At 56.0% G+C, this 14,653-nt stretch carries 12 protein-coding genes; 9 read left to right on the top strand and 3 right to left on the bottom strand.

All coding sequences use genetic code 11. The annotated features are described in order from the left end of the window. Positions 1-74: 74 nt before the first annotated feature. Positions 75-341, bottom strand: coding sequence for a PepSY domain-containing protein (locus B3729_RS21045; RefSeq protein WP_197873577.1), 267 nt, complete (start codon positions 339-341; stop codon positions 75-77). Positions 342-646: 305 nt separating this feature from the next. On the opposite strand from B3729_RS21045, the gene B3729_RS21040 reads away from it, so the two are divergent. The 8 genes from B3729_RS21040 (at position 647) to B3729_RS21005 (ending at position 9,461) form a co-directional block, all read left to right on the top strand. Further along, the gene (locus tag B3729_RS21040; RefSeq protein ID WP_010798801.1) at positions 647-1,303 is read left to right on the top strand and encodes a YjfI family protein; all 657 of its coding nucleotides are present in this window, start codon (positions 647-649) and stop codon (positions 1,301-1,303) included. A gap of 26 nt (positions 1,304-1,329) precedes the next feature. Further along, positions 1,330-2,034 carry a PspA/IM30 family protein gene (locus B3729_RS21035; RefSeq protein ID WP_010798800.1) on the top strand — a complete coding sequence of 235 codons (705 nt, stop codon included), beginning with the start codon at positions 1,330-1,332 and terminating at the stop codon, positions 2,032-2,034. A gap of 59 nt (positions 2,035-2,093) precedes the next feature. After that, complete coding sequence (locus B3729_RS21030) at positions 2,094-2,651, top strand: rhomboid family intramembrane serine protease (RefSeq protein WP_010798799.1); 558 nt, start codon at positions 2,094-2,096, stop codon at positions 2,649-2,651. A gap of 30 nt (positions 2,652-2,681) precedes the next feature. Beyond that, the gene (locus tag B3729_RS21025) at positions 2,682-3,347 is read left to right on the top strand and encodes a DUF2491 family protein (protein WP_010798798.1); all 666 of its coding nucleotides are present in this window, start codon (positions 2,682-2,684) and stop codon (positions 3,345-3,347) included. A 13-nt stretch (positions 3,348-3,360) separates the two neighbouring features. Then, positions 3,361-3,786 (top strand): DUF350 domain-containing protein, encoded by a 426-nt coding sequence (locus tag B3729_RS21020; RefSeq protein WP_010798797.1) that lies wholly within the window; start codon positions 3,361-3,363, stop codon positions 3,784-3,786. Between the two features lie 17 nt (positions 3,787-3,803). Next, the gene (locus B3729_RS21015) at positions 3,804-4,544 is read left to right on the top strand and encodes a DUF1190 domain-containing protein (RefSeq protein WP_010798796.1); all 741 of its coding nucleotides are present in this window, start codon (positions 3,804-3,806) and stop codon (positions 4,542-4,544) included. Positions 4,545-4,556: 12 nt separating this feature from the next. Then, on the top strand, positions 4,557-5,714 hold the full coding sequence (locus tag B3729_RS21010; RefSeq protein ID WP_286788925.1) for a glutathionylspermidine synthase family protein: 1,158 nt from the start codon (positions 4,557-4,559) through the stop codon (positions 5,712-5,714). A gap of 465 nt (positions 5,715-6,179) precedes the next feature. Then, positions 6,180-9,461: a hypothetical protein gene (locus B3729_RS21005; protein WP_286788924.1), complete on the top strand. Its 3,282-nt coding sequence runs from the start codon at positions 6,180-6,182 to the stop codon at positions 9,459-9,461. A gap of 323 nt (positions 9,462-9,784) precedes the next feature. Here the strand turns inward: B3729_RS21005 and B3729_RS21000 are convergent, their stop codons facing one another. Further along, positions 9,785-11,620: an NAD(P)/FAD-dependent oxidoreductase gene (locus tag B3729_RS21000; RefSeq protein WP_286788923.1), complete on the bottom strand. Its 1,836-nt coding sequence runs from the start codon at positions 11,618-11,620 to the stop codon at positions 9,785-9,787. A 523-nt stretch (positions 11,621-12,143) separates the two neighbouring features. On the opposite strand from B3729_RS21000, the gene B3729_RS20995 reads away from it, so the two are divergent. Beyond that, positions 12,144-14,021, top strand: coding sequence for a sigma-54-dependent Fis family transcriptional regulator (locus B3729_RS20995; protein WP_286788922.1), 1,878 nt, complete (start codon positions 12,144-12,146; stop codon positions 14,019-14,021). 155 nt (positions 14,022-14,176) lie between these two features. Here B3729_RS20995 and B3729_RS20990 read toward each other — a convergent pair whose 3' ends face one another. Next, the gene (locus B3729_RS20990) at positions 14,177-14,584 is read right to left on the bottom strand and encodes a hypothetical protein (RefSeq protein WP_286788921.1); all 408 of its coding nucleotides are present in this window, start codon (positions 14,582-14,584) and stop codon (positions 14,177-14,179) included. Positions 14,585-14,653 lie beyond the last annotated feature (69 nt).

Raw genomic sequence — 14,653 nt, 5'->3', positions numbered from 1 at the left:
GCAGAGGCGTACACGTCACAGAAGCACGGTATGAAGTGTGTGCCTACCGGCGTAGGTAGGCACACGAGTAGGCGTTAATGGTCCATTTCGTCTTTAATGATCTTGCCACTGTGCGGGTCTACATGAAACTCATACTTCATGCCGTCCTGCTTGGTGCCTTCCCCTTCCCAATGCCCATCGTCCGCTTCGATCTTGGTGATCTCTGTATAGCCGGCAGCCTTGAGCGCAGCCTCCGCCTGATCTTTGCTGATCCAGTCAGCACCGGGCTGATCGGCCCAGGCTACACCCGCAACACTGGCAGTCAGTAGTGAGGCTGTTAGAAAAGCAGTTATCTTTCTCATGGCGAGTCCTCATGATGGGTACGAGATAATTGAGTGCTCCTGAAGCGTGGAGTTCGCGTGCCTAACGTGTCGCGATACCCTTGAGAACCGACTCAGAACAATCACCGTGAATGTATGGAGCGGTTGCCTGTTCTATCGCCGTAATGGCGGTAAAGGCGTTTACTGAGATTTCCACTGTTCTAGGCCTGAAAAGGTTCAGGCAAAATAATATTACATGTAATGGTCAAAAATACTTACATGTAAGTATTGCACTGCCCTGGATTCAGGAGTAGATTTTCTTACATGTAATGAGTCTGGGAGGTCAGATGCCTCGCAAGAAACCACTGGATGATGCTACGGCCAAGGCAGGCTCCGGCAAGGGTAAAACCACCGCTGATTATGTCCGCGAGATGCGGACGCGATTACGTGAGGCAGGTCTGGTAAAGCGTGAGTTCTGGATTCTTCCTGAAAACGTTAACGCCCTTCGGGGTATCGAGAAAGCGCTACGGCAGCCCTTTTTGGGCGAGAAAGTCAAACTGGAGGACTTTATGACCGAGAACACCAACTGGAGTATCAGCTCGCTGCACAAGGCCCTGGCCGAGCTGGAGGTGGTTGAGAAGGGCGAGATTGTTCTGACCGTTGCTGAAGGTGCGGTGCCCAGCATCAAACTTACCATGACAGAGTATGGCGACCTGCCGATTTACCTGGCGGTCTCCGGTGATCAGGTGTTAGTCGATGCCACGCTGTTCGAGGCGGGCAAAGTCAAGGATACCGTTGAGTTCAACAGCCTGCTGCTGCGTAGCCGGGACATGTTTCCCCTGTCCTCGGTAGGTATCGAATCGGTAGACGGTACAGAGATTTATTGCATGTTTGGCGCCTTGAGTGCGGCTTCTTCCCTGACGGTTATCGTCCAGGAGATCTACACCTTGGCGGAAAACGTGATTCGCGCCGCTGAAGCATTCGAAGACCATATCAAGGCCTGACCCTTTATTCGCATTGGAGTACACAGATGAGCATTTGGAAAAAAGTAGTAACCGCGCTTCGCGGTGGCGCCTCTGAAGTGGGCGAAGCAATTGTCGATCAGCAGGCAATCCGTATTCTTGACCAGGAAATCCGTGATGCCGAAGCCGCCTTGCTGCGGGCTCGTAACGGCCTGGTCGATATCAAGGCCAAGCACAAGCTCTCGCTGCAACGTCTGGATGCCTTCAAGGGGGACATTCAGAACTGGGAAGGCAAGGCGATGGCTGCGCTGGAGAAAGGCGAGGAAGGTCTGGCGACTGAGTGTGCAAACAAGGTAGCCGAGATCGAGGCCCAGCGTGATCAGGAGCAGGTGCTGGCGGATCAGTTCGGCAAGCAGACAGAAGCCCTGCATGCTCAGGTCATCAAGGCCGAAGCGCAGATCAAGGGGCTCAAGCAGCAAGTCGAGATGGCCAAGGCGCGGGAAACCGTTCAGAAGGCACGAGTGGCAACAGCTGCCGCTACAGGTGGTGCTAATGGTTCCCTGGAAACGGCTGTAGATTCGCTGGCCCGGATCAAGGCCCGTCAGGACGAGCAGGATGCTCGCCTGCAGGCAGCTGAAGAGCTCGCCAGCGCTTCCAACGGCGGTGATCTGGAGCGCCGTCTACAAGAAGCCGGGATTGGCTCCAAGTCGGGCGGCGGTGCTGATGTCCTGGCTCGCCTGAAGGCCAAGCAGTCCTCGGGCTCTGCACAATAAGCGTTACAGAAGGGCAGCCGAATCCTTCCGGCTGCCCTTCTGTGTCATGAGAGATGTCGATGCGTACAGGAAAATGCCTGCCGGTTATCCTCATGTTGGCCGGGATCATGGTGCTGGTTCAATTGGTGAACACCTTGACGGCGAACAGCCTGGTACACCACGGAATCATCCCTCGTACAACCAGCGGCTTGCAGGGGCTCCTGTTTGCCCCTTTTCTACACGGCTCCATCCGGCATCTGCTCAGTAACCTTGCGCCCTTTGTAGTGCTCAGCTGGCTTATTTCCAACGAAGGCCTCGAGCGCTATGTTCGGGTGCTCGTGCTGATTGCCATGTTGGGCGGACTGCTGGTCTGGCTGCTGGGTCGGCCTAGTATTCATGTAGGAGCCAGTGGGCTGATCTTCGGTCTGTGGTCCTATGTCCTGGCCCGCGCATGGTTTCAGCGGAGCCTTTTAAGTCTGTTGATTGCTGCAGCCGCCTTGCTGGGTTATGGCGGGCTGGTCTTTGGTTTTCTACCCGTGCCGGGTATTTCGTTCGAGTCCCACATCGCCGGTGCCGTTGCAGGCATAGTGGTCGGGTGGATCATGCATTCGAAGACATTACTGGCTAATGCCAGATAATCTCTACAATAAAGAAACAGGAGGTGCTTTATGAGTTGGATCAAGAGGGCGCTAGGCATGGAGGCGCCGCTCCCTAAGGAAAGGGCAGGTTCTGCACCTATCACCAACGCCAGCCCGCTGGGGCTGACCCGGGAGCGGATGATATGCCTGGACAAATCCCTGAAGCTGCTGCTCGACGGGCACTCGCACGTTACCCTGCCAGGGGATGAAAAGGTCTGGGCGGTGGGTAATATCGACCTTGGCCAGTCCATGCGACTGCTGCGTTTCTATCTGGACGATGAGGACTATTTCCTCCAGATAGTCATGAACGGCCCTAGCAATGATGACATCCAGGACATCATTCTTTTTGGCTATCACAGCGTCACCACGATCAACAGCAAGGCCGAATTGCTAAGCCTTTCGGGGCCGGGCGCAAAGCTGGGTATGCCACTCTATGAGCTCGACGGCGAGGAGTATGAACGCCAATGGGGGACGGAAGACGGCCAGACGGAGCTGACGCCGCTCCTTGAGTACGTCAAAAGTCCAGAGCAGTCTTATCGAATCCGGCATAATTGCATGCTCTACGCACGTGAAATCGGCCTGGTGAATCGTCGGGAGTTTCTGCTCCTGTCGGTCGAGGAAGATGATGAGGGTGTCATCTCGCTGTCGACGGCCGTTGGCGTAACGCTACAACCTACAGACCTTCAGGTCCTCTGATAAGGAAATCTACATGCTTGAAGCACTTCGTCTATCCCTGAACGCTGGCGCGGTAATGGGCTTCATCATCTATATTGTTGTTGCGGCTATCCTGTTCGCCTTGTTCCAGCTGGTTTATACCCGTCTCACACCACACAAGGAATTTGCGCTCATTCGCGAGGGCAATACCGCGGCTGCCATTGCTTTGGGTGGCTCGCTGATCGGCTTTGCCCTGCCGGCGAGCAACATCATTGCTTATAGCGTAAGCGTTCTGGACTTCGTGGTTTGGGTCGTCATCGCCGCGGTCGTTCAGCTGTTGACCTTCCTTGGCACCAGCCTGGTGGTGAAGGACCTTTCTGCTCGTATCGGGCGAGGTGAAACGGCTGCGGCAGTGTATTCAGCCTCTGTCGCAATCAGTATCGGTTTTATCAATTCCGCCTGCATGACGCCGTCGGTCTGAGCCAGGAGGAATAACCGATGAGAAAACGCAGTTCCGTCAAGCTGGTATTGGCCAGTACCCTGCCGCTGGCGCTGGTCGCCTGTGGCAAGTCACAGAATACCGCCACCTACAGCGCCAGCCAGAACTTCAGCTCCGTGCAGCAGTGCGTTGAGGCCAAGGTTCCGGTCGATATCTGTTCGGATGCCTACATGCAGGCGATGGCTGATCACAAGCGCATCGCGCCGACCTACGACGATCAGGCGTCATGCGATGCCGACTTCGTACCCGGTTATTGCCAGGCGACATCCGATGGCAAGTACATGCCCAAGCTGGGGGGCTTTGAACTGGCCATGTCCGGAGACCTGCCCAAGCAGGCTGTCGAGCAGGCGAACAATCAAAGCGGCGGCGGAGGTGGTGGGGGCAGTCACCTTAACGGCCTGCTCATGGGACTCCTGATCGGCAACATGCTTAGTGGCTCGGGTAACAACCACTACTACTCGCAGCCGATTTACCAGGCGCGGGACAACCGCGGCAACTATTACAACTCGACGCTTTCGCGCCAGATTGAGCAGGGTAAAACATTCAGCCGTTCGACGCAGGCCAGGACCAGTCCTACCAACAGCTATACCTCATCTACTCTGGGCAGAAGCCTGAGTCGAAATTCGGGAACATCCGGATCAGCCGTATCTTCCACCATCTCTCGCGGAGGCTTTGGCAGTCAGGCCAGCGCCCGTAGCGGCTGGGGTGGCAAGAGCAGCGGTGGATACAGCAGTAGCTAAGGACATTCGAGCATGAAAAAGATCAGCATCGAAGAGCGCCCGGATTGGCGCGAGATCCTGGAGCGTGAAGGCTTCAACTTTCACACGATCGATGGCGAGCGCTACTGGGATGAACGGGGTTACTACCAGTTCACCGAGGCCCAGATCACCCGCGATCTGGAGCAGCCGACCCGGGAACTGCATGAGATGTGCCTGGATGTCGTCGACCGGGTTGTCGACAGCGAAGAGCTGCTCGAAGGTCTCGCCATTCCCCCGGCCTTTTTTGATCTGGTCCGCAGCTCATGGAAGGAAGGCCACCCGCATTTGTATGGGCGATTCGATTTTGCCTACGACGGAAGCGGGCCAGCCAAACTGCTGGAAGCCAACATGGATACGCCTACCTCGTTGCTTGAAGCAGGATCCGTGCAGCTGTTATGGCTTGAAGATCAGATCGCCCGTGGCGTGTTGCCGCCTGAGGCAAATCAGTTCAATACCATCGCCGAAGACTTGATACGTGCCTTTGCTGCATTTCCTGTCGGTGGGGCTTTCTATTTTTCGGCCATGTCGGGCTCGGTCGAGGACCGCGGTACGACAGATTTCTTGCGTCGAATGGCGGCACACGCCGGAATCGATGCGCGGCATATTAATGTGGAGGATATCGGGCTGACGGCTGAGGGGCGGTTCGTGGACCTTGAGGGACGTTGGATCGAGCGGCTCTTCAAGCTCCATGCCTGGGAGCATATCTTCAGCGAAGAGTTTGGCAAAGCCGTACCACGATGTGATACGCAGTTCGTGGAGCCCGCCTGGAAGTCTTTGATCAGCAACAAGGGTATTCTGCCGCTGTTGTGGCGATTCAACCAGGGACACCCCAATCTGCTGCCGTGCATGGTCGATGCTGATCCAGCAAAGCCGGTTCCCAAAGGTTGGGTGCGCAAACCCTTCTTTTCGCGGGAGGGCGCCAACATTGAAATCCGCACCGATGAGGATCAGGTTGTCAGGGAGGATGGTCCTTATACGGACGCGCCGTACATACTCCAGGCTTTTTCACCGCTCCCACGCTTTGGTGACAGTTACACCCTGATCGGCTCCTGGGTGATTGCCGATGTAGCTTCGGGTATCGGCATCAGAGAAGATGACAGCCTTATTACCAAGGACTCCAGCCGGTTTTTACCGCACGTGGTATTGGGTTGATAGCGGCTATAACCCACCCGGCGTGGCACTGACTGCGCCGCTTGCTGGTATCGCACTGAACCTTCTTTATGGCTCCATCAGATGTTACGCAGGATAAGCCTGTTAGTACCCGGCCATCATTTGCTTGTTACATCTCTGTCTGCGGCGCTCAGCCTGCAGGCCTGCTTCTAAAAATCCTCTCTAAGCGACGGAACTTAGCCGCTATCTGCGGTATTGCCTGTGCTTGGCAATCAGCAGTGTCATTGTATTTTCATCGTGAAGGTTTTTGATAGGCGAGGTTTGTCGGAGTCGGCATCTGGTTCGGGGTGCTTCGTTATGTATTGACGATAGCATTCTGGTGAGAGGCCGAACCCTATAGCCATACCTCATCCATGCCCAGTCTAACCAGTAGGGAGTTTTGCGGCCTGTTTACGTAAGCTCATGTAGTCACTGACTTGTCTGGTCCACCACAAGAAGGAATAGGCAATGACCGTCAAGGCTGTAAGTAATAACGATAACCCGCCAGCAGGCTCGGAGTCAGACAAAGCCTGGAATCAGGCAGTGGAAGATGCCAAGGAGGTCGGCATCCGCTGGGAACGCCCTAAGGACGATACACGTTCGGCTCAGGAAATCATCGACGACAGTCCGCTACTCAAACATCTGGGCAACCAGAGCGGGGTGAAGGACAAACTCAAGGAGCGGGTGGGCGATTTCGAGAAGGACGCTGACGCCGCATACCGGGCTGTCCAGGTGCTTGAGCACGTAGTGAAGATCGATGAAAACGGCAATCGCATCATCGGTGACAGCAATGTCGATAATGATCGAATCGATGGATTCACCAAAGGAGGCGATGCAAAACACGGTACTGAAGCTGGCCGCCTACAAGACTTTGGCAAGTATGGGTTCTCTTTTTTGAAGGGCGAGCTCCATCAGGTCTCTTTAGCTGGTAATAACGATAAGGCTCGCGAGCAGGCAGAAGCGCTGGGTATCCGCTGGGAGCGGCCGGAAGGTGATGATCGCTCCGCGCAAGACATTATTGATTCCAATCCCTTGCTCAAGAACCTGGGCAACCAGAGCAACGTGAAAGATATGCTCAAGGAGCAGGTAGGTGATTTTGAAAAGGACGCCGATGCGGCTTACCGGGCTGCACAAGTGTTGGAGCATGTAGAAACGTTGGACGCCTCTGGTGAGAAGATTGCCGGAAAAGACGTGGGCAATGGCAGTATCAATGGCTTTACCAAGAGTGGTGAGGCGAAGCACGGCACTGAAGCCGGTCGGCTGCAGGATTTTGGTAAGTACGGCTTTTCTAGCCTGAAAGGTGAGCTCAAGGACCCTGCAGCGGTAGCGGGTGACAAGCAGGCCCGTGAGCAGGCCGAGAAGCTGGGCATCGTATGGGAGCTGCCTCCGAACGATAAGCGCTCGGCCCAGGATATTATCGACAGCGATCCGCTACTCAAGAATCTGGGAAACCAGAGTGGCATCAAGGATATGCTCAAGGAGCGAGTCGGCGATTTTGAAAAAGATGCCGATGCAGCCTACCGGGCTTCACAGGTGCTCGAACACATCGAGCGCTACGACGGTGAAGGCAAGGTTCTTTCTGGTAGCGATATTGGCGATGGCAAGATCAATGGCATCACCAAGGGCGGCGAAGCAGAAAATGGCACTGAGGCCGGCCGACTTCAGGATTTTGGCAAGTACGGTTTCTCCAATCTCAAGGGGCCAGAGCTTACCGAAGAAGGGAAAATCGATTTTGCACGCGAAAGTGCAGGCCTGCCACCGGATACCGAAACGGATGTCGCCAACCTGGAAACTACCACAACTGATCCAGCGGACAAGAACCGCAAACTTACAGTGAGCGAACTGACGTGGCAGAACCTGCTCGCCGATTGGAAAAAGGGAATCGACAACGGCAGCATTGCCAAGGACGATGACCGCGCCAAGCTCTATAACGCCTTGCGTGCTCAGAGCGCCAGCGAGAACGGGTTGGACATGGTCGTGCTGGACATGTCGATGGGACAGGGTACAGCCAAGGTGAGCGGTAAAGACCTGTCTTCCATCATTGATAAGGCCAAGGTGGACGAACAGGTCGGCAAGCTCTTCGGCTCGGAAAGCGTACAGAAGGATTTCCAGGCTCAACAAAGTAAGGCCCTGGACGCACTGCCGAACAAGGACGCGGTGCGCGAAAAACTCGAGACCATGGCCTTCTCCGAGGAGTACTCGCGTTATATCGCCGAACTCAAGAAGAATGGCAAGGATGAACTGGCGGAGGCTGACATCGGCAAGACCTATGCTTCGCTGGCGGCCTTCGACCCGGACAAGGCTGCGCAGTTTTCCCAGCACATGATGATCGACGCCACGACAATTGATCTCGACAAGCTACTGGCCGATCCCTCGGGAATCAACGACGAAAACACAGTTCTAGCTACCCAGGACACCATCAAGACGCTCCTGACCGCACTGAAAAAAGGCGGTATCGACATATCGCGGCGCACCGTGGAAACCGAGCGCTTCGTACAGGAGTTCCTGGGTAACAAGCAGACTGCAAAAGCATTTGGCGAAGCACTCAAGGAATTGGGGGCGACCTTTAGCAAGAACGGGGTCGTGACGGCGGATGACATCAACAAGGTTATGAGCAAAGACGTCTACAAGACCTTGGGTGAGGGCGCCCATGGCAGCATGCTCAAGACCATTACCGAGCTCAACAGCAACGGTGCGTTGGGGTCTGCAGGTGGTCTGATTTCCCTGGCTTCCGGGATCTACCAGATTGCAGGCAAGGGCGGCACACTGGCGGATACTCCAGAGGAGCGTCTGGCGATTGCAAAAGACTTTGTCAGTGTCTTGGGCGCAGGGCAGCACTTTGTGAATCTGGGCAGTAATATCGTCGATAGCATCTGGGGGACCAAGATCAACCAGATGATGGGGTTGGACAAGTCCTTGCCGCAGATCTTTGGTAAGGATGTACCGGAAGGTTCTGGCAGAAACCTGAGCCTTGTGGAAGGTGATTTGAAAAAGATCTATGAAGGCTTCAACGCAGCGATTGATGCGGCCCCTGTTCCCGATCAGCAGAAGCTGGCAGCAAAAATGGATCTGACGCCGGAGCAATGGACAACGCTGAACGAAGGCTTCCGTGACGGCTTTGCCAAAAATCCGGGGCTCAAGGGCAGCACCCCTACCAGCCGTGGCGTTTCGGCATTCCTGCGGGTCATGGATGCAGGCGCTAATACCTTCACCGGGGTCGCTGACATTGTGCTGGGTGGCTTGAAGATCAAGTCAGGTCTTAACAGCAACGACAAGGTCGCTGTGGCGCAGGGTGCTATTACTGTTGCTGCGGGCGCCTTCAACTTTGCCGGTGGCGGCGCACAAATGGCCGCGGTCATGGGAGCCAACGCCGTTCGTGCCCTGGCGGGGCCGCTGCTATGGGTTGGCGCAGCATTGACGGTGGCGCTGACGCCCTTTCTGATCGTCGAGGACATCAAGCACAACAACCGCATGGATGCTCATCGCGAAGATTTGCAAAGCCTGATCAACGATCTGAATGATCAGAACCTGCTCACCGCCGATGGCAAACAACGCTTCGAGTTTCTGGATGAGTACATGTACAACTACGGCCAGCGTGACGCACCGGAAGATCTAAGTATCTTCGAGTACCGTGAAGAGGAATATGAGTTCTTTGCAGACGGAGGGCATTTGCCGTCGCCCGGTTTCGACGACGTCGAGCATGAAGATTACAAGGGGGATGGTGCCAACCTCGATACACAACTGGCGTAAGCGAATAGCGATGAGTCGAATCAAGGACTGAGCTGCGACTCACAGCAAAACAGCAAGGCGGTCCAGGGAAAGGCCCGTCTTGCTGCCTGTCTTACTTGACGCCCGCCTGTAGCGGCGTTATGCCCTGCGGCCTAATCATCTGCCCCTATATAAGTGGTACCGACCAGTCCGGACAAGCTGCTAGTCAAGAGCATGACAGGGACACCTGCATTGATCTGGATTTTCAAGCGCCCTACGGATATCCGGCGTATCGTGAGACGGTCTTGCACATCGCCTGGAGAAAGCATGCAAGACCGCAATGTTGAACGATTGGCGCAAGCCGATCAGCCCTTGTGGTAGCTTGGCGCAAGTTTGTAGACCGAGGTATTCAGCCCCTCGAAGCGTGCCTTGAGTTGGAGAGCCAAATACAGAGAATAATGTCGGGACTGATGGAGATTACCCCCATGGAACCAGAGGTTGTCTTGCTGGGTAGGCTTCCACATATTACGCAGCTCTCCCTCGTACGGGCCTGAATCCTTGGTGGTACCTGACCCAAGCCCCCAGCACCGGCCTACTTTGTCAGCCACTTCCTGTGAGATCAGCTTGGCGGCCCATCCATTCATCGAGCCGTAGCCGGTGGCATAGACGATGAGATCAGCCGGTAATCGGCTACCATCGGTCAGGACTACGGCGTCTGGCTCGATATGATCGACGCCCAGTCCCTTCCCGCTCTTGAGCTTGATAGTGCCATTGGCGATGAGCTCCGACGCCCCAACATCAATGTAATAGCCTGAGCCGCGGCGAACATATTTGAGGAAGAGGCCGGACTCATCGTCCCCGAAGTCCAGCATGAAACCGGCTGCGCTTAACCGCTCATAGAAGTCCTTGTCTCGTTCCTTCACACGGTCGAAGGCCTTGCGATGGAATTCAGGCAGCACACGGTAGGGCAGGGAAGCGAACAGCATGTCGGCCTTGTCTGCCGTGATCCCCTGCTCAAGGGCATCCTCGGAGTAGAGGGGGCCGAAGACGATTTCCATCAACGAATCGGAGCGTACGATATGGGTGCTGGAGCGCTGCACCATGGTGACGTCCGCACCGTTTTCCACAAGATCGGCGCAAATGTCGTGGGCCGAGTTGTTGGCTCCGATAACGACTGCCCGTTTGCCACGCCAGGCATCGCCTCCTGGGTATTGGCTGGAATGATACTGCTGCCCGGCAAACGTCTCCGCTCCGGGGTAAACGGGAACATTGGGTACGCCCGACATACCGGTTGCCAGAATCAGCTGGGTAGGTTTAAGCGTAATCGGCTGGCCTTCACGTACCACCTCTACGGTCCATTGCCGCGCAGTCTCGTCATAAGAGGCTTTGACGCATTCGGTCTTTGCCCAGTAATTGAGCTCCATGACTTTGGAATACATCTCCAGCCAGTCGCCGATCTGATCTTTGGGCGTAAAGACGGGCCAGTGATCAGGAAAAGGCAGGTAGGGCATGTGGTCGTACCAGACGGGATCATGCAGGCAAAGCGACTTGTAGCGACCACGCCACTGATCGCCCGGTCGTTCAGCCTTGTCGACGATCAATGTAGGAACGCCAAGGCGCTTGAGCCGTGCGGCAAGCCCCAGACCGCCTTGCCCACCTCCGATGATCAGGCAATAGGGTTGTTCGGTGATACCCAGTGCCGCCTCCTCGTCACGGCGTTTTTCTAGCCAGTTGCGCTTGTCGGTATGACCATGTCCATGCGTTGCACCCATAGGGCGCCGCCGCCCGGAAGGCTCCTCGAACCCTTTGAGTTCACGCATGGTGGTGAGGAGTGTCCAGCACAGCCCGTCTTTGAGCCGCACATAACCTTTACCACGGGCAACGTCTGTTTCCAGACGGATCCAGCCTTCGAGTACACCGTCGGTTAGAGTCGCCTCGCCCTCTAGCGTCCAGTGATCAGGTTGGGTCTGTTCGAGGCGCTCCTCAAGCATTTCACGAATCGCGTTTTTGCCCTCCAGCGTAATCAGGTTCCAGCTGAACAGCACCAGATCACGCCAGTGGCAGTCATCGGCAAACAGCTCAAGTGTGCCATCGATGTCTCGTGCAGCAAGGCGGTTGCCGAAGCGCTCTACCCAATTGGAGAGCTGGGCTGTCGGGGATTGCGCTTGAGATGCGGCTGTAGGATCAACATGAATATTCATAGGTGTCTCCTCCCGGACTAATTGTTGTTGTGCGCAGTCCGCCCCGGGTCGGCAAGTCCGCGTCGGCTCAAACAGGTCTGTCGTGACGGGGTTAGTTAGGCCGTGCAACGGGCAAGAGGGTCAGGGCTTCCCGGTACCAGGCACGCTGGCGTAGGAGGGATTGTTCAGCGGGCGTAGCGTGCTGCTCCCTTGAATCGATAATGGATGGCCTTGGCGTACCGTATGGCAGGGCGCAAACGTTCCTGGTGCAGAAAAAGGCGTAACGCATGAATGGACTCTCCTGATCGTTGTTGTTGTGCAGGGGAATACATAGGAGAGTGGAGCAAGGATAAGGCCAGGTTTGGAAAACGCTTACCTGCTGTGGTGTTGCCGATACGGTTGCGGCTATCCCAGGTCAGCCCGTGTATCGGTCCTGGCCTAAGAGGGTGACATTTTGTACCGCTTCTGGCCTACCAGCCTTAGAGGCTTGAATGACCTACACTAGACATTGAACCTTGCCGCCTGCATAGGGAGAACAACAAGAATGTCCCAAAGGCCTCATACTTCAATACCTCCTTTTTCAAAAGCACTAGCCAGCTTGCCTTCAGGCTCTACAGACCCGGTTGTCGTACGCTCCTGGCAGCGCTGCCTTGAGCACTACCAGCTGGATCCTGCCAGTCCCCAGGCACCTTGCGTCATAGAGCAGCCGCGCCTGGTTGATCACCGAGAGCCGCTGTGTAACCTCCTTGGCTTGGCCCGTGGGCAGATGAACACCCTTTACCAGCAGCTGGGCGGGGCAGGACACACGATCTTGTTGACCGATGCCCAGGGCGTGGTGATTGAAAGCGTCTTCCATGAGGCAGAGCAAGTTCTGCTCGAGCGTGCTGGCCTGTGGCTTGGTGCGGTATGGAACGAAGATATCGAGGGGACCAACGGGGTGGGTACCTGTCTGGTTGAGCGCCAACCCATCACGATTTTTCGGGAGGAACACTTTCGCAGTCGCCATACGGGTTTGACTTGCTCGGCGATGCCCGTCTTTGATCCGGCCGGAAATCTCCAGGCGGTACTCAATGTTTCTACGGTTCGCGAGCAGCAATCGCGGCAGAGCCAGTTTCATACGATGGCGCTCACGACACTTTCGACAAAACTGATCGAAAATGGCTTTTTCCTGCAGCATTGTAAGCAGGACTACCTGCTGCGCTTCCATACCCAGCCCGAGTTTCTCGGTCTGCTTAGCGAGGGGCTCCTGGCATTCGATGGAGGGGGCCGGATTACCGCAGTTAACGAGCCGGCCCTGAACCTACTGGCCTCCCGCCGTGAGGCGTTGCTGGGTCAGTCGCTGGAGGGCGTGCTTGACATCAGACTCGATGAACTCCTAGCCTATGCGCAGCCGCAACCCAGTACCTATTGGTCGATATGCACCTTGAGCGGCGTGTTGCTCCATGCACAGGTACGGGGCATACAGCTGCGTACAGTTGTAACGCCTCCGCCGGTTCGCCGCGCAAAGATCGAGGGGCTATGTCTCGCCGATCATGCACTACATGCGGCGTTCGATCGGGCGCTCAAGGTGTTGGAGCATGATGTGCCGGTTCTTCTCTATGGGGAGACCGGGACTGGCAAGGAGGCTTTCGCTACTGCGCTGCACCGTGCCAGTTCACGTGCAGGCAAGCCATTTATCGCACTCAACTGTGCGGCCATTCCCGAGGCGCTGATCGAAAGCGAGCTGTTTGGTTATTGCGGCGGAACATTTACCGGTGCACGCAAGGAAGGCATGGCAGGCAAGCTCCAGCATGCCAATGGCGGCGTCCTGTTCCTTGATGAAATTGGCGATATGCCGCTTGCCCTGCAGACCCGGCTACTGCGTGTTCTAGAGGAACGTCATGTCGTTCCGTTGGGAAGTACCACACCACAGCCGCTTGATATTCGCCTGATCAGTGCCAGCCATCGAGACCTCAAGGCGCTGGTGGCGGCGGGTCAGTTTCGGGAAGATCTCTATTACCGCCTGACTGGCCTGCAAGTCACCCTGACGCCTTTGCGAGAACGAAGCGACAAGGCTGATCTGATCGATCATCTGCTCCGAGAGGAGGCTCGTGGCAAAGAAATTCGAGTGGAACCGGCAGCCAGGCAGGCGCTACTGGCGCAGCCATGGCCCGGCAATATTCGTCAGCTGAGAAACCTGTTGAGAACGCTTGTAGCCTTGAGCGAAGGGTGCTGGATCGGCCTCAGGGATGTGGCAGCCGTTCTGCCTCTGGAGGCACCTGCAGAAAATGCATGTAACCCTTTGGGGACAGCGGAGCGTGATGCCCTGGTTGCAGCCTTGCAGGCTGAGCACTGGCATCGAGGGCATGTGGCTGAGCGGCTCGGTATCAGTCGCAATACGTTGTACCGCAAGCTCCGTAAACACGGGCTGATCAACCGTTAATTAAGGTGGCATCTCTCACATCAACCGGAAGGCACCAGGCCGATTAACGGCTACATTAAACGGCTCAGCATTCCAGATTCGCCTTGCCCCGATTGTGACAATCGGGGCGCGCTTGAGAGTTGGTTTTCTCGTCTATACGACCTTCACGAGACTATCTACTGACAAGCGGCCTGCCCAAGCTCTACCAGCTTTCCACCTTGCCTCAGTTCTGCTGCATCCACCACTCTGACGAGCCTTGCAGGCGTACCGTACTGTTTGGCACTCAGGCAAACGGACTCGGCCAGCCGGAACTGCAAGGTATGATCATCGACAACACCTATCTGCAGCAGGGACGGTGTAACCCAGCGGGCTTCCTTGATAGGGCTTTTCTTGTTCGAGACCAGTGCATGAATCAGTTGCTGCCGCTGAGCGACATCAGTAGTTCCCGCTTGAGCCTCGCGCGGAGTTGAAGCGGCACGAAGCCCGAGATAACCCAGGGCAGCGCCCACAATCATGAGCAGCAACAGTACTTTCCTGGCTTTCGACATCGTTAGCGGTTTACCCCAGGGAAACAGGTCAGTCATCTCGTCTGCAATCAGGCAGGGCAAGTCGTTTACCCGATCATCAATGCAAGCTCTTGCAGGACCATCGCG

It is taken from the genome of Pseudomonas sp. UBA3149 (genome assembly GCF_002364655.1).
Taxonomy (GTDB): Bacteria; Pseudomonadota; Gammaproteobacteria; order Pseudomonadales; family Pseudomonadaceae; genus Chryseomonas; species Chryseomonas luteola.
The sequence above is the reverse complement of the archived record's forward strand: the minus strand, read 5'-3'. Positions and strand labels throughout refer to the sequence as shown.

Coding starts and splice junctions, on each gene's coding strand:
- B3729_RS21045 (WP_197873577.1), bottom strand. CDS start 341: ATGAGAAAGATAACTGCTTTTCTAACAGCCTCACTACTGACTGCCAGT.
- B3729_RS21040 (WP_010798801.1), top strand. CDS start 647: ATGCCTCGCAAGAAACCACTGGATGATGCTACGGCCAAGGCAGGCTCC.
- B3729_RS21035 (WP_010798800.1), top strand. CDS start 1,330: ATGAGCATTTGGAAAAAAGTAGTAACCGCGCTTCGCGGTGGCGCCTCT.
- B3729_RS21030 (WP_010798799.1), top strand. CDS start 2,094: ATGCGTACAGGAAAATGCCTGCCGGTTATCCTCATGTTGGCCGGGATC.
- B3729_RS21025 (WP_010798798.1), top strand. CDS start 2,682: ATGAGTTGGATCAAGAGGGCGCTAGGCATGGAGGCGCCGCTCCCTAAG.
- B3729_RS21020 (WP_010798797.1), top strand. CDS start 3,361: ATGCTTGAAGCACTTCGTCTATCCCTGAACGCTGGCGCGGTAATGGGC.
- B3729_RS21015 (WP_010798796.1), top strand. CDS start 3,804: ATGAGAAAACGCAGTTCCGTCAAGCTGGTATTGGCCAGTACCCTGCCG.
- B3729_RS21010 (WP_286788925.1), top strand. CDS start 4,557: ATGAAAAAGATCAGCATCGAAGAGCGCCCGGATTGGCGCGAGATCCTG.
- B3729_RS21005 (WP_286788924.1), top strand. CDS start 6,180: ATGACCGTCAAGGCTGTAAGTAATAACGATAACCCGCCAGCAGGCTCG.
- B3729_RS21000 (WP_286788923.1), bottom strand. CDS start 11,620: ATGAATATTCATGTTGATCCTACAGCCGCATCTCAAGCGCAATCCCCG.
- B3729_RS20995 (WP_286788922.1), top strand. CDS start 12,144: ATGTCCCAAAGGCCTCATACTTCAATACCTCCTTTTTCAAAAGCACTA.
- B3729_RS20990 (WP_286788921.1), bottom strand. CDS start 14,584: ATGACTGACCTGTTTCCCTGGGGTAAACCGCTAACGATGTCGAAAGCC.